16 protein-coding genes are annotated in these 21,237 nt (G+C 67.4%); 6 read left to right on the forward strand and 10 right to left on the reverse strand.

Annotated elements, in window-relative coordinates; genetic code table 11:
• Nucleotides 1-183: 183 nt before the first annotated feature.
• Nucleotides 184-954: a dimethylargininase gene (ddaH, locus tag ACXR2W_RS08020; protein ID WP_458815975.1), complete on the reverse strand. Its 771-nt coding sequence runs from the start codon at nt 952-954 to the stop codon at nt 184-186.
• 82 nt (nt 955-1,036) lie between these two features.
• Here ddaH and ACXR2W_RS08025 point away from each other — a divergent pair, with 82 nt between their 5' ends.
• On the forward strand, nt 1,037-1,681 hold the full coding sequence (locus ACXR2W_RS08025; protein WP_458815977.1) for a TMEM175 family protein: 645 nt from the start codon (nt 1,037-1,039) through the stop codon (nt 1,679-1,681).
• Here ACXR2W_RS08025 and ACXR2W_RS08030 read toward each other — a convergent pair.
• Nucleotides 1,638-3,203, reverse strand: coding sequence for an MFS transporter (locus tag ACXR2W_RS08030; protein ID WP_458815979.1), 1,566 nt, complete (start codon nt 3,201-3,203; stop codon nt 1,638-1,640). The two genes, ACXR2W_RS08025 and ACXR2W_RS08030, sit on opposite strands and share 44 nt — an antisense overlap.
• Nucleotides 3,200-4,663, reverse strand: a complete 1,464-nt coding sequence (locus ACXR2W_RS08035) for a glycoside hydrolase family 1 protein (protein WP_458815981.1) — start codon at nt 4,661-4,663, stop codon at nt 3,200-3,202. Before ACXR2W_RS08035 ends, ACXR2W_RS08030 begins: the two co-directional genes overlap by 4 nt.
• A 227-nt stretch (nt 4,664-4,890) precedes the next feature.
• Between ACXR2W_RS08035 and ACXR2W_RS08040 the strand changes: the two genes are divergently transcribed.
• Nucleotides 4,891-7,092: an ATP-dependent Clp protease ATP-binding subunit gene (locus ACXR2W_RS08040; RefSeq protein ID WP_458815983.1), complete on the forward strand. Its 2,202-nt coding sequence runs from the start codon at nt 4,891-4,893 to the stop codon at nt 7,090-7,092.
• Between the two features lie 725 nt (nt 7,093-7,817).
• Here the strand turns inward: ACXR2W_RS08040 and ACXR2W_RS08045 are convergent.
• Entirely contained in the window at nt 7,818-8,843 is a 1,026-nt protein-coding gene (locus ACXR2W_RS08045; protein WP_458815985.1) for a LacI family DNA-binding transcriptional regulator, read from the reverse strand.
• 97 nt (nt 8,844-8,940) lie between these two features.
• On the opposite strand from ACXR2W_RS08045, the gene ACXR2W_RS08050 reads away from it, so the two are divergent.
• Complete coding sequence (locus ACXR2W_RS08050) at nt 8,941-10,857, forward strand: glycoside hydrolase family 35 protein (protein WP_489948839.1); 1,917 nt, start codon at nt 8,941-8,943, stop codon at nt 10,855-10,857.
• A 463-nt stretch (nt 10,858-11,320) separates the two neighbouring features.
• Here ACXR2W_RS08050 and ACXR2W_RS08055 read toward each other — a convergent pair whose 3' ends face one another.
• From ACXR2W_RS08055 to ACXR2W_RS08080, 6 genes are all read right to left on the reverse strand, one after another.
• Nucleotides 11,321-12,286 carry a carbohydrate ABC transporter permease gene (locus ACXR2W_RS08055; protein ID WP_458815989.1) on the reverse strand — a complete coding sequence of 322 codons (966 nt, stop codon included), beginning with the start codon at nt 12,284-12,286 and terminating at the stop codon, nt 11,321-11,323.
• Nucleotides 12,286-13,224 (reverse strand): carbohydrate ABC transporter permease, encoded by a 939-nt coding sequence (locus ACXR2W_RS08060; protein ID WP_458815991.1) that lies wholly within the window; start codon nt 13,222-13,224, stop codon nt 12,286-12,288. The genes ACXR2W_RS08055 and ACXR2W_RS08060 overlap by 1 nt, the downstream gene beginning before the upstream one ends.
• Before the next feature lie 55 nt (nt 13,225-13,279).
• On the reverse strand, nt 13,280-14,611 hold the full coding sequence (locus tag ACXR2W_RS08065) for an ABC transporter substrate-binding protein (RefSeq protein ID WP_458815993.1): 1,332 nt from the start codon (nt 14,609-14,611) through the stop codon (nt 13,280-13,282).
• A gap of 216 nt (nt 14,612-14,827) precedes the next feature.
• Entirely contained in the window at nt 14,828-16,084 is a 1,257-nt protein-coding gene (galK, locus tag ACXR2W_RS08070) for a galactokinase (RefSeq protein ID WP_458815995.1), read from the reverse strand.
• A 76-nt stretch (nt 16,085-16,160) separates the two neighbouring features.
• The gene (galT, locus tag ACXR2W_RS08075; protein ID WP_458816009.1) at nt 16,161-17,357 is read right to left on the reverse strand and encodes a galactose-1-phosphate uridylyltransferase; all 1,197 of its coding nucleotides are present in this window, start codon (nt 17,355-17,357) and stop codon (nt 16,161-16,163) included.
• Nucleotides 17,358-17,656: 299 nt separating this feature from the next.
• Complete coding sequence (locus tag ACXR2W_RS08080) at nt 17,657-18,652, reverse strand: aldose epimerase family protein (protein WP_458815997.1); 996 nt, start codon at nt 18,650-18,652, stop codon at nt 17,657-17,659.
• Nucleotides 18,653-18,835: 183 nt separating this feature from the next.
• On the opposite strand from ACXR2W_RS08080, the gene ACXR2W_RS08085 reads away from it, so the two are divergent.
• The 3 genes from ACXR2W_RS08085 to ACXR2W_RS08095 all read left to right on the forward strand — a co-directional run bounded on the left by ACXR2W_RS08085 (nt 18,836) and on the right by ACXR2W_RS08095 (nt 21,210).
• The gene (locus ACXR2W_RS08085) at nt 18,836-19,747 is read left to right on the forward strand and encodes a glycerophosphodiester phosphodiesterase (RefSeq protein WP_458815999.1); all 912 of its coding nucleotides are present in this window, start codon (nt 18,836-18,838) and stop codon (nt 19,745-19,747) included.
• A gap of 22 nt (nt 19,748-19,769) precedes the next feature.
• Nucleotides 19,770-20,117: a cupin domain-containing protein gene (locus ACXR2W_RS08090; protein WP_458816001.1), complete on the forward strand. Its 348-nt coding sequence runs from the start codon at nt 19,770-19,772 to the stop codon at nt 20,115-20,117.
• A 61-nt stretch (nt 20,118-20,178) separates the two neighbouring features.
• Nucleotides 20,179-21,210, forward strand: a complete 1,032-nt coding sequence (locus ACXR2W_RS08095; RefSeq protein WP_458816003.1) for a class I mannose-6-phosphate isomerase — start codon at nt 20,179-20,181, stop codon at nt 21,208-21,210.
• The last annotated feature ends 27 nt before the right edge of the window (nt 21,211-21,237 follow it).

Raw genomic sequence — 21,237 nt, forward strand, 5'->3', positions numbered from 1 at the left:
TGAAACGCCGCTAGGCAGCCAGTCTGGCGGCGTTTTCCCCTGCCCACTTGACAAATCGATCTCCATATCAGGATGACGTAGTGGGTCGCGCAGGATGACGTAGTGGGTCGCGCAGGATGACGTGGTGGGTCGCGCGGGGCGCGGGGGCGCGGGGCAGCGTGGCCCGGGGCAGCGGGGCGCGGGTTACATCAGGTCGCGCACGCGCACCGACAGGCAGGTCGGGCAACCCTCGAGCTTCTCGTACTCGCCGATCTCGACGGTGGTGACCGTGTAGCCGAGTTCGCGCAGCAGGTCGGCGGTCTTGGGGGCAGAGGCTGAGATGATCAGATCGTTGTCGCCCAGAATCACGACGGCGGTGCCGTGCGGCTCGGGCACAGGCAAGAACCGGTCGAAGACGGCGGGGTTGTCGACGAACTCGGGGTAACCGATAACGGTGCCGTCGGGCAACGCGGTCACGGCGGTCTTCAGGTGCAGCACCTTCGTGACGGGCACGGCGACGACCTTCGCGCCGAGCGGTGTGAGGTGGCGGCGCAGCTGCGCGATACCCTCGCCGTTGGTGCGGCCGCCGCGGCCGACGTAGACCGTGTCGCCGATCTTGAGCACGTCGCCACCGTCGAGCGTGCCGGGCTCGCGAATCTCTGCGATCGCGCATCCGAGCTCCTCGAGCGCTTTGCGGGTGCCGTCGGTTTCGGGCTTGCGGCTGTCGGCGCCGGGGCGGCTAATCACGGCAACGTTCTTGTACATTACGACGGTGTCTTCAATGAACACCGAGTCAGGGCAGTCGTCTGCGGGCTCAACCTCGATGGTCTCCCAGCCGTGCGCCTGCAACGTCGCGACGTAGCCGCGCCATTCTTCGCGGGCGCGGTCGATATCAACCGTCACCTTCTCAATGTGGTCGACGATTCCGTCGTCGAGCTTCGAACTGGGCTGGCGTACGAGGGCGATCTTCGACATGACTTCTATGCTTTCGGTTCTGCGGCTGACTAACGTAGTAAGCGTACCTGCTGGGACAGCACCCCAGTAGTAGGAGGGCAACGTGGCACCGCGCAGCATGTTTCAGCGAGACCGGTCTGAGTTCGACCGGGGGCTCGGCTTTTTCGACGCGATTTACGGGTTCGCCGTCACGCTACTCATCGCCAACGTCGACCTGCCGCCGGCAGAGTTCTGGACGAATCCGGTGCACCTGCTCTCGGGCGGGCTGGGCACCCAACTCACGGGCTTTGCCGTCAGCTTCGTCGTAATCGCCGTGTTTTGGTACAGCAACACTGAGCTTCTGGGCAAGTTTCGGGGCATCGACGGCCCGATCATCGCCGCGAACCTCGTGACCGCGTGTCTGATCGTGGTGCTGCCGTTTACCACCCAGGGCATCAGCGACCCCAGCACGGCAGCCCTGCCGCTCGCGACGGCGATCTACGCGGTCAACGTGGCGCTCGCAATGGTGTCGCAGTCGACCATGTTTGAGCTGGGTCGTGCTCGAGGGCTCATCGGTGACGATGCGCCGCGCGCGGCCTGGTGGGCGGGGCGGCTCGATCTTGCGGCTCGTGTCGCAGTGTTCGCCGTGTCGATCCCGGTCGCCTACGCCGCGGGTTCGACCTGGGGGCAGCTGACCTGGCTGCTACTGATTCCGGTCGGCATCGTCATGGGGCGATGGAGCGCGCGGGTCGCGGCACGCGCGGCGTAGCCGCTGATCCGGCCTCGCGGGCGAGCGCCGTGAGGCCAGCGCCCACCAGCGACAGCACCGTCGCCCCCAGAAACAGCAGCCAGAATGCGCCCGCGATCGCGACGAGGCCCGCACCGATGACGGGCCCGAGCAGCTGTCCGAGCGAGGCCGTCACGCCGACGACGCCCAGGTCGCGTGCGTTATCGCGCGAGCTGGGCAGCAGATCGGTCGCGAACGCGAGGCCGACGGTCGAGAATCCGCCGTAGCCCACGCCCATGAGCGCCGCCGCGACCATCGTCGCCGCAAACGTGGGCGAGGCGAGAATCACGACGCCCGCGCTCGCCTGCACGACCGCGCACGCGATCGTGAGCAGTCGCCTGTGCCCTACGCGGTCTGAGAGGAGCCCCACCACGATCGACGCGAGCACCACAAACACGGTGTACACGACGATGAGCAGCAGCAGGTTCTCTTCGGCCGCGGCGTGCTGTTGCCCCAGCCCGTAGAGCAAAAAGAACAGCAGCAGCGCGGTGCCGAGCGCATTGCCGACGTTGACGATCAGGCGGCCGACGAGCATCCACCGAAAATCGCGGTCGGCGAGCGACGCCCGCAGGCTGCGGGCCGCTGTCGCTGCGATCAGCTCCGGATCGGTGGGCCCGGGTGCGGTGGGCCTGGGCACGGTGGCCCCGAACGCCGCGGGCCTGGGCGCGGTGGGCTCGGGCGCTGCATGCCTCGATGCGGTGGGCCCGGGCGCTGTGGGCTCGGCCGAGAACTGGGGCGAGAGCTCAGGCGAGAAACCCACGTTGCTCTCGGCAGCGGGCCCGGGGATGGTGTGCCCGGAATCTGCGAGCAGCGGCGCGGGCGGATCGGGCAAGAGCAGCGCGGTTGCGGTGCCCACGACTGCGATCATGGCGGCGAGTAAGAGGTAGCCCGCGAGCACGCCGAGGCCGAGCAGCACGACAGCGCCGACACCCAGCACGATGCCGAGCGCCTGAGATGATCCGACGGCAGACGACGCGGCGCCGCGCTGCGCGACGGGCAGCTGGTCGGCGATCATCGAGGTGAACGCGGCAGAGGCCGTCGCGATGCCCACAGACACCCCCACCCACGAAGCGCCCACGAGCCAGGGGCCCGAGCTGAACCCGGTGAGCACCAAGCAGCCGGCCGCGAGCCACGCACCGCCGAGCGCCCACGGGCGGCGACGATGCCCACTACCGCGGTCAGAAAGGGACCCGGCGACGGGGCCCGCGATCACGCCGGCGAGCCCGCCCACCCCCAGCACGATGCCCGATGACACGACCCCAGACACCCAGCCAGAGGCGCTGTCTGGGGTGTCGAGCTGCAGCGGTAACAAGAGCTGCAGCGGGGTGAGCTGCGCCGTCCAGATCACGAGCCACGCGAGCGTAAACAGGGTCAGCCACCACCCGCCCACCCGGCCTGACTTGTTCGAGCCCGTAAGCGATATTGCGGCCCGGGGCGTGCGGGGCGTGCGGGGCGCGCCGGGCGTGCCGGGCGTGCCAGGCGCACCGGGCACCTGCGCGGTCATGGCCGTAACCGCGAGACATCGCTACGTGAGTGCGCAATGACCCCGCGCAGCCAGTCATACGACGCTTTGGGAGTGCGCTCGCCGGTCTCAAAGTCGACGTGCACGAGCCCAAAGCGCTGCGTGTACCCCGCCGCCCACTCGAAGTTGTCGATGAGTGACCACACGGTGTATTCCTCGACGTCAACGCCCGCCGCGATCGCGTCTGTCACCGCCTGAATATGCCCCGCCAGGTACGCGATGCGGCGCTCGTCGGTAATGCGCTCGTCGGCCGTGGGGTCGTCGGTGTTGCGCTCGGCGGGGGCGGGCCCGGCTTGATCCGGAGCAGCGGCCTCGCGCGTGAGGTGATCGGGCTCGGGGAACGAGGCGCCATTCTCGCCGATGATGATGGGCGGCAGTGCCGCGCCGTAGGTGTCGCGCATGCCGGTGAGCAGCTCCGTGAGCGCTTCGGGCACGATCGGCCACATCTCGCCGAAGCCCGTCGTCTGCGCGCCCGGAGTGGGCACGAGATCGAACGGCAGCGGGCTGCCCTCGGGAGCCGCGGCCACGGTCGTCGGGTTATAGAAATTCACGCCGTAAAAATCGGGGCGCGCGCTGATCAGCTCCATGTCGCCCGGCTGGGCGGGCATCTCGGGCAGCCCCAGCGCAGCGAGATCTGGGTACTGCCCGGTCAGCACCGGATCAGCAAATACCCGGTTATGGATCACGTCGTAGGCGCCCGCCGCGGTGAGGTCGTCGACGGAATCTGTGAGCGGGCGCACGAGCGTGTGATTGTTGGTGAGGCCAACCTGCTGCGCGCCCTCCTCGCGCAGCACCCGCATGGCGAGTCCGTGGGCGAGCAGCTGGTGGTGTGCGGCGGGGAGTGCGCCGAAGAGCTCCTGCCTGCCCGGCGCGAGGGTGCCGATCGCGTACCCCTCGAGCGCGGTCATCGCGGGCTCGTTGATCGTGTACCAGTGCTTCACGCGGTCGCCGAGGTGCGCGGCCACGACCGCCGCATACTCTTCGAACCGGTACGCGGTGTCGCGGCTTAGCCAGCCGTCCGCCGCCTCGAGTGGGCTCGGCAGATCCCAGTGGTACAGGGTGGCAAAGGGGGTCACGCCCGCCTCGAGGAGTGCGTCGACGAGCCTGCCGTAGTAGTCGAGACCCGCGCTGTTCACGGCCCCAGACCCCTCGGGCACGACCCGGGCCCACGAGATACCGAAGCGGTAGCGGTCGAGGCTGAGCCCTTGAGCGAGGGCGACGTCTTCTAAATAACGGTGGTAGCTGTCGGGGCCGGGGTCTGCGGTCGATGCGTCTAACACTGCTCCAGGGGTGTCGACGAAGTCGTCCCAGATGGTGCGGCCGCGGCCGTCTAACGTGCGGGCACCCTCAACCTGAAACGCCGCGGTCGCGGCCGACCAGCGAATGCGGGGCGGGGCGCTTTCTTGAAGGTCTGGTGCAGCGGGGGTCGAATGCGCGGTCACGGGCGTCCCTTCGATATACGACGCCCACAGCTCTCGTCGAACGAAGGCGTGACCGCGCACCGTTGCGCGGCGTGAAATTTACTGTATCCGCAGTGGTGCAAATAGGTAAGAGGCGATAAACTTGAGTCATCAGCACTCAAGTTTGTTGGAGGGTGTTGCGCGGCACGGCTTGCGGTCGGTGACGCGCAGCGCTGATCCGGCGCTTGCACACAGAGAAAGGACCCCACATGCAGGCAAATTGGCAGCCCGCCCAGGGCGAGGGCGGCGACAGCGCGCTCGAGCAGTTCGGCGTCAACCTCACCCAGGTGGCCCGCTCGGGCAAGCTCGACCCGGTGATCGGTCGTGACGCAGAGATTCGGCGCGTGAGCCAGGTACTCACACGCCGCACCAAGAACAACCCGGTGCTTATTGGCGAACCAGGCGTTGGTAAAACGGCCGTCGTCGAGGGGCTCGCCCAGCGCATCGTCGCGGGCGACGTTGCAGAGTCGCTCAAGGACAAAGAGCTGATTTCGCTCGATATTTCAGCGCTCATCGCGGGGGCCAAATACCGCGGCGAATTCGAGGAGCGCATGAAGGCGGTGCTCGCCGAGATCAAGGAATCAGACGGCAAATACATCACCTTCATCGACGAGCTGCACACCCTCATGGGGGCAGGCGGGGGCGAGAGTTCGGTCGCCGCATCGCAGATGCTCAAGCCCATGCTCGCGCGCGGTGAGCTGCGGCTCATTGGCGCGACCACCCTCGACGAGTACCGCGAGTACATCGAGAAAGACGCTGCACTCGAGCGGCGCTTTCAGCAGGTGTACGTCGGTGAACCGACCGTCGAAGACACGATCGCGATCTTGCGCGGGCTGAAGGAGCGCTACGAAGCGCACCACAAAGTGACGATCGCCGACTCGGCGCTCGTGGCCGCCGCGGCGCTGTCGAACCGCTACATTCAGGCGCGCCAGCTGCCCGACAAAGCGATCGACCTGATCGACGAGGCAGCGAGCCGGCTGCGCATGGAGATCGACTCGGCCCCGGTCGAGATCGACGAGCTGCGCCGCGCCGTCGATCGGTTGAAGCTCGAAGATCTCGCGCTCAAGCGTGAGAAAGACGCGGCCTCGAAAGAGCGGCTCGCGAAGTTGCGCGAAGACCTCGCCGCGAAGCAGGCCGAACTGGACGTGCTCGAGGCGCGCTGGGAGCGCGAGCGGGCCTCGCTCAACCGCGTCGGCGAGCTGCGCGAAAAGCTCGACCAACTGCGCATGGAGGCAGAACTGGCGCAGCGCGAAGGCAAGCTCGAGAAGGCCTCGAAGCTGCTCTACGGCGAGATCCCGGTCATTCAGAAAGAGCTCGCCGAGGCTGAGCGCGCAGAGGAAGCGGGATCCGGCGCTGACGGCACCGGCGGCACCGGTGGTTCCGATGGCGATGGCGGCGAGCCCGCCGAGCCGCGCATGGTCAGTGACCAGGTGACCGACGAAGAGATCGCGGGTGTCGTGGCGGCCTGGACGGGCATTCCCGTGGGGCGCCTGATGCAGGGCGAGACCGAGAAACTGCTGTCGCTCGAGCGCGAGCTCGGCAGGCGGCTCATCGGCCAGGCAGACGCGGTTGAAGCTGTGTCTGACGCGGTGCGCCGTACGCGCGCCGGGATTGCCGACCCTAACAGGCCCACCGGATCGTTCCTGTTTCTCGGGCCCACGGGCGTCGGCAAAACCGAGCTCGCGAAGGCGCTCGCCGAGTTTCTCTTCGACGACGAGCACGCCATGGTGCGCATCGACATGTCAGAGTACGGCGAAAAGCACTCGGTGTCGCGGCTCGTCGGCGCCCCTCCCGGGTACGTCGGCTACGAGCAGGGCGGCCAGCTCACCGAGGCCGTGCGGCGTAGGCCGTATTCGGTCGTGTTGCTCGACGAGGTTGAGAAGGCGCACCCCGAGGTGTTCGATGTGCTGCTGCAGGTGCTCGACGATGGCCGGCTCACCGACGGGCAGGGCCGCACGGTCGACTTCAGAAACGTGATTCTGATTCTCACGTCGAACCTGGGCTCGCAGTACCTCATCGACGCCGACCTCACCTGGGGCGAGAAGGAGGGCGCGGTGCGCGAGACGGTGCGCCGCGTGTTCAAGCCCGAGTTCATCAACAGGCTCGACGAGATGGTGATCTTTCACCCGCTGTCGGTCGAAGACCTCGCGCAGATCGTCGAGCTATCGATCGACCGCATGCAGGCGCGGCTCGCTGAGCGACGCCTCACGATTGGGGTCACCCCCGCCGCGCGGGCCTGGCTCGCGCAGGCCGGCTACGACCCCGTCTACGGTGCGCGCCCGCTGCGCCGGCTGATGCAGAAGCAGATCGACGACAAGCTCGCGCGCGCGATCCTCGCGGGCGACGTGCGCGACGGCGACACCGTGCGGGTCGACGTGGCGGCCGACGGCGAAGGCCTCGTCATCGCTTAGCGCCCTGTGATCCGGATCGGTGGGCCCGTGGGCTTCGATGTCCCGGGCCCACCGTTCCGGCCCCGCCGTTCTGGGCCTCGTTCTGGGCCTCGTTCCGGGCCCCGTTCCGGGCCCCGCCGATCCGGGCCCCGCCGTTCCGGGCCCCGCCGTTCCGGGCCCCGCCGTTCCGGGCCCCGCCGTTCCGGGCCCCGCCGCACAGATGCCCCAGAAAGTTTGATACTGGGGCCCCTAAACCGAACTAACTGGGGCATTCGTGAGCCCGCGTGTTTGTCAGCCCGGGCCGTATCGCCAACACGAGTATCCTTAAAGCGTGAGTGGCGGGCTTGGACCGACCACGTACACATTCGGAAGCCCCCAATGCTACGGCAGCGGGGGTTTCTTGTTGGCGTCTGTTCCGAGCGACTCTTGTGCCGCCAAACTGGTTGTCGCGGTGCGGCAAAAGCTTCGGTACGAATATTGTGGTGTTTTGGCCTGTTCCGTTCGATATTTGTACCGAAATGCGACCACTCGCGGGGCGTACGCGTGCACACGCAAAACTGCCCATGATCGGCGGCCCTCCGTTCCGGGCCCGCCGTTCCGGGCCCGCCGTTCCGGGCCCCGCCGCACAGATGCCCCAGAAAGTTCGATGCGGGAGCCCCTAAACCAAACAAACTGGGGCATTTGTGGCGAAGTCGACCGTGTGGGAGTCCCGGGCCCACCGATCCGGCGTGAGGACCGCCACTGCGCTACGTGCGCGGGGCGGCGGTCGAGCTGCGCACGATGAGCTCGGGCGCGATTGTGGGCAGCTCGCCCGCGGGAGCGCCCTCGAGCATCGCGATGAGTCGCAGCGCGGCGGCGCGGCCGAGATCTTCGAACGGCTGCCGCACCGTCGTGAGGGCGGGGGAAGCATAGGCCGAAAGCGGAATGCCGTCGACGCTCACCACCGAGACGTCTTCGGGCACCCGCTTGCCAGCCTCGTGCAGCGCACGCAACACCCCAAACGCCATTTCGTCGCTCGACACAAACACCGCGGTCGCGTCGGGAATAGCGGCGATCGTGCGGCCGGCCCGGTACCCAGACTCGGGGGTCCAGTCGCCCGGAATCACGGGCGGGGGCGTAATGCCGTGTGCTTCGAGCGTGCGCTGCCAAGAGGCGCGGCGCTCGTCGGTCTCAACCCAGTACTCGTCGCCTGACACGTGCCACACGGTCTCGTGTCCCAGGGCGAGCAGGTGTTCGACTGCGAGCTGCGCGATGCGCGACTGGTCAACAGCGAAGGGGGACTGCGGGTCGAGTTCGCTGCGCTCACTACGCACGGTGGGGGTGCGGTCGGTGCGGGTGCGCATCGCCGGGGTGTCGAGATCGATGGGCACTCCGAGAATGACGCCCTCGGCGCCCTGCCGTTCGAGCCGATCGAACGCCTCAAGAAACGCGTCGGTAGAGGCGTGCTCGGCGACCGCGGCGGTGGTCACGGTGTAGCCGTGTGCGGCGGCGGCCTGCTCGATGCCGACGCCGAGAGCGCCGAGCGAATAGCGGTCGTTCGAAACGATGATCACGCCGAGCAGGCGAGTGCGGCCCGAAGCGAGTGACGCGGCGGCGGCGTGAATGCGATAGCCGAGCTCGTCGACCGCCGCGAGCACCTTGCGGGCCGTGTCAGGGCGCACGCTGCCCTGGCCTGACATGACGCGCGAAACGGTTTGGGTGGAGACACCCGCGAGCTTGGCGACGTCGACCTGGCTGGGGGCTTTGTCGTGAGACGGGCGGCGGGGTGGCATGTGATTAATGGTAGCGATCAATCGCCCTCGCTGCCTAGCAAATTGTGTGCATCATTGCGATAATGTGAACGCAAACATTTTTCGAGGAGCCACCCACATGACTTCAACGCACAGCGTCAGTGTTGACGCGAACGTATCGCCGCTGCTCACCTGGCGCGACGGCCAGCTGTACAGGGGCGACAAGCCACACCGCATCCTCTCGGGGTCGATGCAGTACTTCAGGGTGCACCCCGATCAGTGGGAAGACCGGCTCATGCGCCTCAAAGCGCTCGGCCTCAACACGGTCGACACCTATGTGGCGTGGAACTTCCACGAGCGCCGCGAGGGTGAGATGGTATTCGACGGCTGGCGTGACGTCGAACGCTACATCACGCTTGCGGGCGAGGCAGGGCTCGACGTGTTTCTGCGACCGAGCCCGTACATCTGCGCCGAGTGGTCGAACGGCGGCCTGCCGCACTGGCTCACCGCCCGCACGGCAAACCTGCGCACGAGCGACCCCGTGTACCTGCAGGCCGTCGACACCTGGATGGACGAGTTGATCGCCCGCGTCGCCCCACTGCAGGCCGCGCACGGCGGCCCGATCGTCGCGCTGCAGGTCGAGAACGAGTACGGTTCATTTGGCAGCGACCGCGCCTACCTCGAGCACCTGCGCGACGGGCTGCGCGCCCGCGGCATCACCGAACTGCTCACGACCGCCGACGGCACGACGCGCGACATGCAGCTGCACGGCCAGGTCGCGGGCGCAATGCCCACATTCACGTTCGGCTCAGGGGTCGACCGCGCCCGCGCACTCCAAGACCCAGGCGTGCCGTTCATGTGCAGCGAAATGTGGGGCGGATGGTTCGACCACTGGGGCGAAAACCACCACGTGCGCAGCGCCGCCAGCATGATGGGCACGATCGACGAGATCCTTAAGATCGGCGGCTCGTTCAGCCTGTACATGGCCCACGGCGGCACCAACTTTGGCTACTGGAACGGCGCCAACTACGACGAAATGCTGCAGCCCACCGTCACCAGCTACGACTACCACGCCCCCATCGGCGAAGACGGCACGCTCAACGACCGCTTCGACGCGCTGCGCGAGGCGCTCGCCCCGCTCCACGACGCCCCGCTGCCAGCGCCCCCGGCAAACCCGCGGCTGCAGCCCGCAGCGAAGGCCCGGCTCGCGCACACCGCCTCGCTCACGCGGGTGATCGAGGGCGCCCAGCCCGCGGGCGACCCAAGCGCGGCATCGCCTCGCCCGCTCACGTACGAGCAGCTCGGGGCCGAGGACGGCTACGTCGCTTACGAGGCAAACGTGTCATTCGAGGCCGGATCGCGCCTCGCCATCGACGGGCTGCACGACCGCGCGGTCGTGCTCCTGAATGGTGCACACGTTGGGGTGCTCGCCCGCGACGGTGTGACCGAGCTCGCGCTCCCGGGGTCAGCCCGCGATGCGCGTTTCACCCTACTGGTCGAGAGTCTCGGTCGCATCAACTACGGCTCGCTCACCGGCGAGGGCAAGGGCATCATGCAGGCGGTGCGCATCGGCCGCCGCATCGTGCACGGCTGGACCTACCGCGTGCTCGGCGACGAGGTGCCGCGCGCCCACGCCGCTGCTGAGCTTGTGGGCTCTGCTGAGACCGTGGGCTCTGCTGAGACCGTGGGCTCTGCTGTCTCAAGCTCCGGATCGACGGCCGACGCTGCCCTCGTCAACGCTGGGCCCGCAGACTCCTCGGGCAGCGTCGCAGCAGCACCGCCTACAGGTTCAGCGGCCGCCACCCTCAGCGTGAGCGAACCGCTCGATGCGTGGCTCGCCTTCCCCGGCGGGGTGAAGGGGTCGGTGTGGCTGAACGGATTCTTGCTCGGACGCTACTGGGAGGTCGGCCCGACCCACACGCTCTACGCCCCCGCGCCGCTGTGGCGGGCAGGTGACAACGAGATCGTCGTGTTCGATGCCGAGGGCTTGCCCGACGCGGTCGAGGTGCGCGAAGGCCCCGAGTTCGGCCCCGAAGAGGAGTTCATCGGGGTCTGACCGGACCCGTGAGTGTGGATCCTGCGATCGACTTCGTCGCCGCAGGATGACGTGGCGGTGTGGGGTGTAGTACGGTGCAGAGTCCTGCGGCCCCTCCCGTCATTCTGCGGGCGCCCTCTTTTGGTCATTCTGCGGGCGCCCTCTTTTGGTCATTCTGCGGGCACGGAGTGCATCGCAGAATCCAGCCCTGTCGATGAAGTTTGTGTGGGGTGTGGATCCTGCGATCGACTTCGTCGCCGCAGGATGACGTGGTGAGGTCGCCCGCCGCAGGATGACGTGGTGAGGTCGCCGGCCGCAGGATGACGTGGTGGTGTGTGGCGTACGACGGTCGCATCACCGACGTGAACGGGCGAAGGCCCGGTCTCACCGCTTGGTTGGGTCTGGCAGGAGCGGCGGCGAAGCCGACGCGACCGGAGAGCGGTGAGACCGGGCCTTCGCCCGTATTGACGGGCCTGGCGCGAGGCTACCCCTTGACGGCGCCCGCGGCGAGGCCCGAGCGCCAGTAACGCTGCAGCGTGAAGAACAACGCGATCAGGGGCAGCACGCCCAGCAGCGCACCCAGCATCACCGCGCCCTTGTCGGGGGAGAAGTAGTTCATCATGCCGTACAGGCCGAGCGTGACAGGCTTCAGCTCGGGGCTCGACACCATCATGAGCGGCAGCAAGAAGTTGTTCCACGTCGCCACAAAGATGAACAAGAAGATCGTCACCATCGCGGGGGCGAGTAGCCGCAGCACGATCGTAAAGAAGATGCGCGCCTCGCTCGCACCGTCAATGCGTGCCGCCTCGATCAGCTCGTCGGGCACCGACGACTGTGCGTAGACCATGCCCAGAAATACGCCAAAGGGCGACGCCGCCGACGGCACGATGATCGCCCAGATCGAGTCGGTTAGCCCGAGCGCGTGAAACTCGATGTACAGCGGCACAGTGAGCAGGGCGACGGGCAAGAGCAGCCCGCCCATGATCAATCCGACCATCAGTTTCTTGCCGGGGAAGGCGAACTTTGCCACCGCGTAGCCCGCCATCACCGCGAGCAGCGTGCCGATCGCGCCGGCCGCCGTCGAGTACAGCACCGAGTTGCCTACCCAGCGCCAGAACAGGCCCTGGGTCCAGCTCATCAGGCTGTCGTAGTTCGTGTCGAGGTTCCAGTTCGCAAACCAGAACCCAAACGACCCCGTGAGGTCAGCGTTGTTCTTCGTCGACGCGACGATCAACCAGAACACGGGCACCAAGAAATAGAGCGTCGCAATCGAGAGCGCGACGATGCCGGCAACGCGCACCGCGGTCGACGGCGCGAGCGAGCGCGGCGGCGCGTCGGCCTCTGCCGCACGACGCCTGGCGCGGGCCGCGGCCACGGCGCGGCGATCTGCGGCAAGGGCCGGATCCGGATCGATGGGCACGGTCGCGATGATCTTCGTCGTGTTGCTCATCAGTTTCCCTTACCGCGCTGCAGCAGCGCGTAGACGATAGCGAGCAGGCCCGCGATGAGAGCCATGAGCAGCGAGAGCGCCGAGGCGGGGCCCGCGCCCGAGGGGGAGACCTCGCCCATCATGGTGTTGTAGGTGAGCATCATGGGGGTGAAGTCCTTGCCCATCCACGAGTTCGCGCTCGCCATGATGACGGGCTCGTTGAACAACTGGATCGTGCCGATGATCGACAGCAGTACCGCGAGCAGAGCTGCGCCGCGCACCAGCGGCACCTTGATCTTGAGCGCGACCTGCATGCCCGAGGCGCCGTCGATGCGGGCGGCCTCATAGAGTTCGCGGGGAATCGCCTGCAGCGCCGCGAGGAAGATGAGCATGTTGTAGCCGGTGTAGGTCCAGGTGGTCATGTTGGCCATCGACGCGAGCACCGTGCCGGGGCCCATGAAGTTGGTGCCCTCGGGGAGGAACGGCAGGATCGGTGAGACCTCTGGCGTGTAGAAGTAGAGCCACATCATGGCCGCGATGATGCCGGGAATCGCATAGGGCAGAAAGAACGACAGTCTGAAGAGGCCGGGGCGGCGCAGAATGAAGGAGTCGAGCAGCAGCGCGAGGCCGAGCGCGACGACGATCATGACCGGAATCTGGAACGCGGCGTAGAGCACGACGCGGCCCATGCCCGCCCAGAACGAGACGTTTTGGGCGGCGACCACGAAGTTGTCGAGGCCCACGAACGTGTCGACGAGCTCACCGCCGCCGTACAGCCCGCCGCCCGCCGACACCTGGGCGAAGAACGCCTCGCGCACCGACACAATAATCGGTACGAGAAACACGAGCAAGAACAGCAGCGCGAACGGCGCCATGAATGACCAGCCCGTGAACGCCTCACGGCGACGCTTGGTGGGGCGTCGCCGTGAGGGGGCACTGGCAGTTGCAGTGCGAGACATCAATACCTACTCTGACTGATTCTTATGGTTACTCGGGTTACTTGGGTTACTCGGGTTACTCGGCCACGGGGAGGCCGAGGTCCTTGAGCGCTGCCACCATCGTGGTGTCTGCGGTGGTGAAGATGTCTGCCACCTTCGCCGAGCCGCTCGCGGCTGCGGCCGCCGTCTCGTTCATCTTTGCGAGGGTGGCGAAGCCCGGTGCGTAGACGAAGTCGGGGTTGAGGTTCTCGGTGGCGGTGCCGAGCTCTGCGAGCACGTCTTGGCCGCCGAACTGCTTGAGCATCTTCTCGCTCGTCTTCGGGGTGCCGGTCGTGGCGGCGACCACGAGGCCCTGCGAGCCGAGGTCGTCGACCTGGGTGTTGAACCAGTCGTTGAACTGCATCGCCTGCTCGGTGTACTCGCAGCCCTTCAATACTGCAACCCCCGAGCCGCCGTCGGGGCCCGTGAGCTGGCCCGCGCCAAAGTCGGGCAGCTGCGCCACACGCCACTGACCCTCAGCATCGGTGCCGTCGAGCGAGTCGAGCATGAAGCCCGCCTCCCAGGCCGCACCAATGTGGCCGATTAGGCTGCCGTCGTCAATGGCCTTGGTGAAGCCCTCACCCCAGCGCTCGGTGGTGAGGGTCTGCTTGTTGTCGATGAGCCCCTGCCAGAACGAGGCCACGCGCTCGGTGCCCGCACCGGTGGTGTCGACCTGCCACTCGTCGCCGGCCGCCTTGAACCACGCGTCGCCCGCAGACGCCGCCTGCGCGGTGAGCCAGTTCTGCGCCTCGTCGGGGGTGAACGCGGTGACAAACTTGTTCGCATCGGCGGCGGTTGCAGACGCTGCGGTCAGGTCGTCGAGCGTCTTGGGTGCTTCGATGCCCAGCTTGTCGAACTCGGCTTCGTTGTAGAAGTAGACGAGCGGGCCGGTGTCTTGTGGCAGGCCGACAACGGCGTCGCCCACCTGCATGCCGGCGTAGGCGCCGCTCGAGAAGTTGCCCTTGTACTTCTCGGCTTCTGCGGCGACGTCTTCGAGCATGCCCTTCACGTACAGCTGCGGCACCTCGCCGTAGCCGACCTGTGCGAGGCAGGGCGCGTTGCCCGCCTTCTGGTCAGTCTCAAGCTTGAGCACCATGTCTTGTGGCTTGCCATCGAACTTGGTGGCCTTGACCTGAATCTCGGGGTGCTCGGCGTTCCAGCGGTCGACGATGTCGCCTACCGGGGTCATGCCCTCGCCATCGGGAAGTCGGTGCATGTACTCGATCGTGACGGGATTGTCGGCCGACGCGGCGGCCTCGCCGCCGGCCTTGCCGCTGTCGCCGCTGCTGCAGGCCGCGAGGCCAAACGCCGACATTGCGCCGACCGCCACGATGGCGGCCGTGCGAGTGAGTCGTTTGTGAGGTGCCATCTTGCTCTCTCTTCGTTGAGGGTGAGTGTCTCGTTGGGGTGCTTCGGTAACGGAGCTGATGCGGTGCCGTGAAAATCTGCCGCGTGAGTGGCGTGAATCCTAGGGGCCGTACACAACATTAAAGCGATAAATGTTTGCGTTCACAAGTCTAATTTTTGAGAACATCAAAATGCCCCAACGCCAATGGCGCCGGGGCATACGTGAGAATTACGCGGGCTACTGCTCGCGCGCGGCCCCTGCGCCCGGGATGACCGCAAACACGTGAGGAGTCGTGAGCCCTTCGCGCGCGAATGCCGCCAGCACCGCCGCGGTCACCTGTTCGGCGAGGGAGACATCAATGAGCGCGATGGCCGCGCCACCAAAGCCGCCGCCGGTCATGCGGGCCCCGAGCGCCCCCGCCGCGATTGCCGCCTCGACGGCGAGATCGAGCTCGGGCACCGACACCTCGAAGTCGTCACGCAGCGACACGTGGGACGCGGTGAGCAGTGGGCCGATACTGCGCGGGCCAGTCGCCGCGAGCTGCGCGACGGTCTCTTGCACGCGCGAGTTCTCGGTGACGATGTGCCGTACACGCCTAAACGTCACATCGTCGAGCGTGTGCTCGGCGCCGGGCAGGTCTGCAATCGTGACCGTGCGCAGGCTAGGGTGGCCGAGCGTCGCGGCCCCCTTCTCGCACGAGGCACGACGCTCGCCGTATCCGCCCGTCGCGTGAGCGTGGCGCACACGGGTGTCGATGACGAGTAGCTCGAGGTGTTCGTCACCAAAATGCAGTGGCACGAGATCAGTGGTGAGGTCGCGGCAGTCGATGAGCACGCCGTGGTCGACTTCGCCAAGCAGCGTGGCCGTTTGGTCCATGATGCCGGTGGGGGCGCCCACGGCTTCGTTTTCGGCGCGCTGCCCCGCGCGGGCCAGCGTGCGACGGTCGAAACCGAGCCTCCACAGCTCGTTGAGTGCGACGGCGGTGGCGCTTTCGAGCGCCGCCGACGACGAGAGGCCGGCGCCCAGCGGCACGTCAGAGGTGAAGAGCAGGTCGTAGCCGGTGACTGCGCCAGCGTCGCCGCCGTTGCTGCCGCCGTTGTTGCCGCCGGCCTGCTCGAGCAGCGCCCACGCGACGCCGAGTGGATACGCCGCCCACTCGGGCACCGGGGGCAGATCTGCCGCCCCGGCATCTTCACGCCGCGGAAACAGCCTCGTGAGATCAGCGATGCCTACCTCGACGGCGTCTGCGAACGCGTCGGTCGCGACGCGCAAGCGTGCGTCTGCGCGCGGCGCGGCCGCGACAAAGGTGCGCTGACCGATCGCAAACGGCAGCGCAAAACCCTCGTTGTAATCGGTGTGCTCACCGATCAGATTAACGCGGCCGGGCGCAGACCACACGCCTGCGGGCTCCCGGCCAAACCGTGCGAGAAACTCGGCCGCAGCACGAGGTCCCGCGGGCTCTAGGGGGGATGAAATGGCGTGTGCGTCGTTCATCGGGCGGAGTCCTCTGATTTGGGTGTTGGAAAATCTGGGTACTGAGAAGCTGTGGGTGTTTGGGAGGCGCGGGCGCCTAGTGAGCGGCGTGCGTAGCGTGCGCAGCGTGCGTAGCGGCTGGCGCGACGTCGACCGGCCACGGGGTGCGCTCAAACGCGGCGCGCAGCGCGGCGGCGGCGGCTTCGGGCGCGACGTCACCGATCCAGGCCCCCATTGCGGCCTCTGATCCGGCGAGAAATTTCAGTTTGTCGGCCGAGCGGCGGGGCGAGGTGAGCTCGAGCCGCAGCCGCACTGCATCGCGGCCCACGGCGACGGGCGCCTGATGCCAGGCGGCGATGTAGGGCGTGGGGGTGTCGTACACGCCGTCGACGGCGCGCAGCAGCCGCAGGTAGAGCGGGGCGAGCTCGTCGCGCTCAGAGGCGGTGGTCTCGGCGAGATCGGCGACGTGTCGGTGCGGCATGAGGTGTATCTCAAGGGGCCAGCGTGCGGCAAACGGCACGAACGCGCTCCAGTGCTCTCCCTCGAAGATGAGGCGTTCGGAGGCGCGCTCGGCGTCGAGCACGCGCGCGAACAGGTCGCGGCCGTGGGTCTCGATGCTGCGCAGGAGCCCGCGGGTGCGCGGCGTGATGACGGGGTAGCCGTAGATCTGACCGTGCGGGTGCGGCAGCGTCACGCCGATCTCGCGGCCGCGGTTCTCAAACGGAAACACCTGCGCAATGCCGGGCAGCGCAGACAGCGCGGCCACGCGATCTGCGAGCGCCTCGATGACGGTGCGGGCGCGCGTCGGCGAGAGCGACGCAAACGACCCCTCGTGCTCGGGTGAGAAGCAAATCACCTCGCATCGACCGTGTGAGGGCTGCGCAATGCCGGTCGCTGGGTCGGCTGCCTCGAGCGGCACGCCGGTCTCGGTGCGTAGCGCCGGATCAAATTCCCCGGGCAGTGTCGGGCCGAATGACGGTGAGCGGTTCTCAAATACCGCGACGTCGTACATCGACGGTACCTCTGACGGGTTTGACGGGGTCTGCGGGGCGAGCGGGTCGAGCTCAGCTGGTGGCAAGAAGGCGCGGTTCTGGCGGTTGGTGGCCACCGAGACCCAGTCGCCCGTGAGTACGTCGTAGCGCATGTGCGCGGTGTCGGGGCGCGGGTCGAGCGGGCGGGTGTCGACGTGTCGCTCGGCTGCGAGCTGCGAGTTGGGGTCGTCGAAGTAGATGAGCTCGCGGCCGTCGGCGAGCTGTGTGGAACGCTTGGTGACGCCCGCGCCAAGCTCTGTCACTCGCGCCGCTGCGAGAGCAGTGCTCGGCTCGCTGACGGGGGTGCTGGCAGAGGTGCTGGTAGCGGTGCTGGCAGCGTCGGCAGCGTCGGCGGCATCAAAAATGTTCACGCAAACATCGTACGGTTTGGCGGGGTGCGCGGTCAATGCGTGGGGTCATTGTGCGCGGCAGGCAGGCGGTGTCTGGTCTCGTGCGCCAGGTTGTGGGCTGAAGGCCCGGCATCGAAATAACGAGACGGCACGTTAAATACGAAATTACCGTGGCGTCTCGATATCTACGTGCCGGGTCGTTCGACCGAGTGCTAAAGTGCCGCGATGCGCCACGTCACCTCGTGCAATGCACCCGGTGCGAGGGTCACGAGCCCCGTGTCGAACGGGTAGGCGCCCGCGTTGAATGCGTCGGGCGCGCAGGTTTGCGGCTCAACCGCGAGTGCGGCACGGTTGCCCTGTACCTCGTCGCCCAGGTCGCAGGTGAACACCTGCACCCACGGGCAGGTGGAGTCCCAAGTGAGTTCGACGCCGGTAAAGCCGTTGCCGTTCTCATTGTCGTTGCTGTTGCCGGGGGCCGGGGCGGTCACGCGGGCGCGGGCTGTGCGATGGCCCGCGCTGCTCTCGCCTGCGCTGCCCGCGTCGTCCCCCCAAGCGATGCCGGTGAACGCGTGATCGATGCGTGAAGTGCCCAGGGGGGCCGCGAACCCGGCCCACGGGGCGAGCCGTTGCGGGATCAGGCGATCCGGCGCGACCTCGAGACGCGAGGCGACCTCGAGCTCGAGGCTCCAGGTGTCGACGGGCCCCTCGCCCGCGATGAGATAGGGGTGCGTGGCGGCGCCGTAGGGTGCGGGCTCAGGCGAAAGGTTCTCGGCGGTGACGCCGTAGCGCAGGCCATCGTCGCCGAGCGTGAAGTGTGCGGTGAGGCGCAGCTGCCAGGGGTATCCGGGGGTGGGTTCGAGCGTTGCCGTGAGCTCGAGCGTGTTGGCTGTGTGCGGTTTCGCGGGCGTGAACGTGAGCGCGTGCGCGAGCCCGTGAATCGCGTGGTGCCTGCCCTGCTCGTTGATGGGGAGCTCGCGCACCTCGCCCGCGAACAGGTAGCGGCCGTCGACGACACGGTTGGGCCAGGGCGCAAGCAGGGCGCCCGCGAAACCGGGGGAGTGGGGCGCGTCGGCGGGTGCGATAAGGTCGCGACCGCCGTGGGTGAGCCTCGAGAGGGTGGCGCCCGTGGCGAGCACTTCGGTCGCGTAATCGCCGTGGGTGAGGCGGTAGCTGTGCTGAGCGTTAGGCGCATGCTGGTTGTGAGTCACCGGGTCTCCTCGTGATCTAGGGCTGGCGGGGCGAACCCCTGCCCTGACTCTACGGCCGGGCGGTCAGTGGCGTCTATGGCCGTGAGTGCGCAGCAGATGAAACAAAAACCAATGTCACAAAACGGTAACGAATTAGGTTAGGCTGGCAGGCATCGCGCGACGAAGCACGAGAAAGAGGCATAGATGCAGACGGGTTCTTGGCAGCGGCTACCGCCGCGCACAGGGCTAATCGCGTGGCTGCTCGTCACCGCACTGCTGGTGCTGTTTGGGGCCGCGCCGCAAGCGTCTGCCTCAAGCATTATGCAGTTGCACGGAGCGCTGCACCGCGAAGATACCGTGAGTATTGTTTCGCACCGGGGCGCGGCCGCGCTCGCCCCCGAGAACACGCTCGCTGCCATGCGCGTGGCCATTGATCAGGGTGTCGACTTTGTTGAAACCGATGTGCAACTCACGAGCGATGGAGTGCCCGTGCTGCTGCACGACCTTACTCTTGATCGCACCACCAATGGCAACGGGCCCGTCGCGATGCGTGACTTCGCTTACGTGCGCTCCCTCGACGCGGGGTCTTGGTTCGATGCCGCCCACGCGGGTGAACAGGTACCCACGCTCGAAGAGTTTCTTGACGTACTTGAGACCGCCAACGTGCGTGCGCTCGTCGAACTCAAGGGGGAGTGGACGAGCGAACAGCTCGCCGCTGTGGGTGACCTGTTGCAATCGCGTTACATGGTGAATCGGGTGGCGCTGCAGTCGTTCGACGAAGCCACGCTGCGCGGGCTGCAAGAAATCGCCCCGCAGTTTGCTCGCGTGATGCTCACGAGGGAGTGGGACGCGTCGATGGTGCAGCTTGCGCGCGAGCTCGAGGTCTCGGCGGTGGGTGGGCGCCCAAAACTCATCGACAAAGACCGCAGCCTGCTCGGTGAATTGCGCAGCGCAGGCATCGGCTCACTCGCCTACACGCTCAATAAGCCCGGCCGCTGGGACCGCGCGGTTGAACGCGGTATCGACCTGATCGTCACCGATGACCCCGTACACCTGGGATCGTGGCGCAGCGAGCTTGAAGCGGCCGTAGCCGCTGCGGCCGAGACGAACACGTAGCGAGAGGTGTAGCGTGGAATCTATGGAGACTATTTCGCTGACGAACCTAGCAACAGAGCTGTTGGTACTCGCGCGCGCGGCTTCAAATAAGCGCTTCGCTCGCACCCTCTACGGCGGGCGCGGGCGGGCGCTGCGGCAAACGGTCATCGCCATGTGCGGCGGCGAACGCATGGCCGAGCACAAAAGCCCCGGCGAAGCTACGCTGCAGCTCATCACGGGCCGGATCGAGCTGCGCGGGCTCACCGAATCGTGGCTGCTTACGCCTGGCGACATCGTCGAGATTCCCGACGAGGTGCACTCGGTCGAGGTGCCCGAGGACTCGGTGTTCTTGCTCACCGTTGTCAAGGTCGAAGCCGCGCAGGCGGCATAGGCGCCCCTCCGCTAAATAGTCGCCCCCGTCGACACCTCACCCACTCACCCAAGGAGCACCAGTGCAGCCTCTCCTCTTGCCGCCCAACCCGATTCAGCATTTCTACCGGGGCGGCGACCGCATCGCGGCGCTGCGCGGCATCGAACAGGCCACCGAGTTTCAGCCCGAGGAGTGGATCGGATCGACGGTGTCGCGCTTCGGTGAACCCGGGGTGGGGCCTGCGATCACGGCCGAGGGCCCGCTCGCAGACCTCGTCGCTGCGAACCCCACTGCCTGGGTGGGCCCCACGGCGAGCAGCGCAACCAGCACGGCAAACCCAGCAGACGTCGGCGTGCTCGTGAAACTCCTCGATGCACGCCAGCGGCTGCCGGTGCACGTGCACCCCGACCGCGCGTTCGCGGCCGCCCACCTCGACTGCCCGTACGGCAAGACCGAGGCGTGGTTTGTGCTCGACGCCGAGCCCGGCAGCGCGCTCTACCTGGGGTGGAAGGACGACGTTGACCCCGCCGAGCTCGCCCGCCGCCGCGATGCCCAAGACAGCGGGTGGATGCTCGCGCACATGAACGAGATTGAAGCCCGCGCGGGCATGGGCGTGCTCGTGCCCGCCGGCACAGCGCACGCGATCGGCGCGGGCGTCTTCGTCGCCGAGCTGCAAGAGCCCACCGATTTTTCGATCTTGCTCGAGTGGTCGGTCACCACCTCGACTCGCGACGAGTCGCACCTCGATCTCGGCTTCGATACCGCGATGGGAGCTGTCTCCCACGCCCGCCTCGCGGCCAGCGATCTCGCCGCCCTCATTGTCGAGACCGGCGCCCCGCAGCCCGGGCCCGAGCCCCTGCTGCCCGCCGCGGGCGACCCGTTCTTTCGGCTCCTGCGCGGCACGGGCGGCAGCGGCGAGCTGCCGGCTTCGTACGCGGTCGTGATCGTGACATCCGGATCCGGATCCCTGCGCTCTGCCGCGGGCGAGACCGCGGTCGCGAGCGGAGAAGCCTACGCGGTGCCCTACGCATTCGGCCCGTGGCACGTGACGGGCGACGCGGTCGTGCTGGCGTGCCTGCCGGGCGCGGGCTGGCCGGGCACGCTCGCCGCATAGCGCCGCGGGCTCTTGCCCGCACACTAC

The sequence above is a fragment of the Leucobacter faecis genome, from assembly GCF_054456695.2.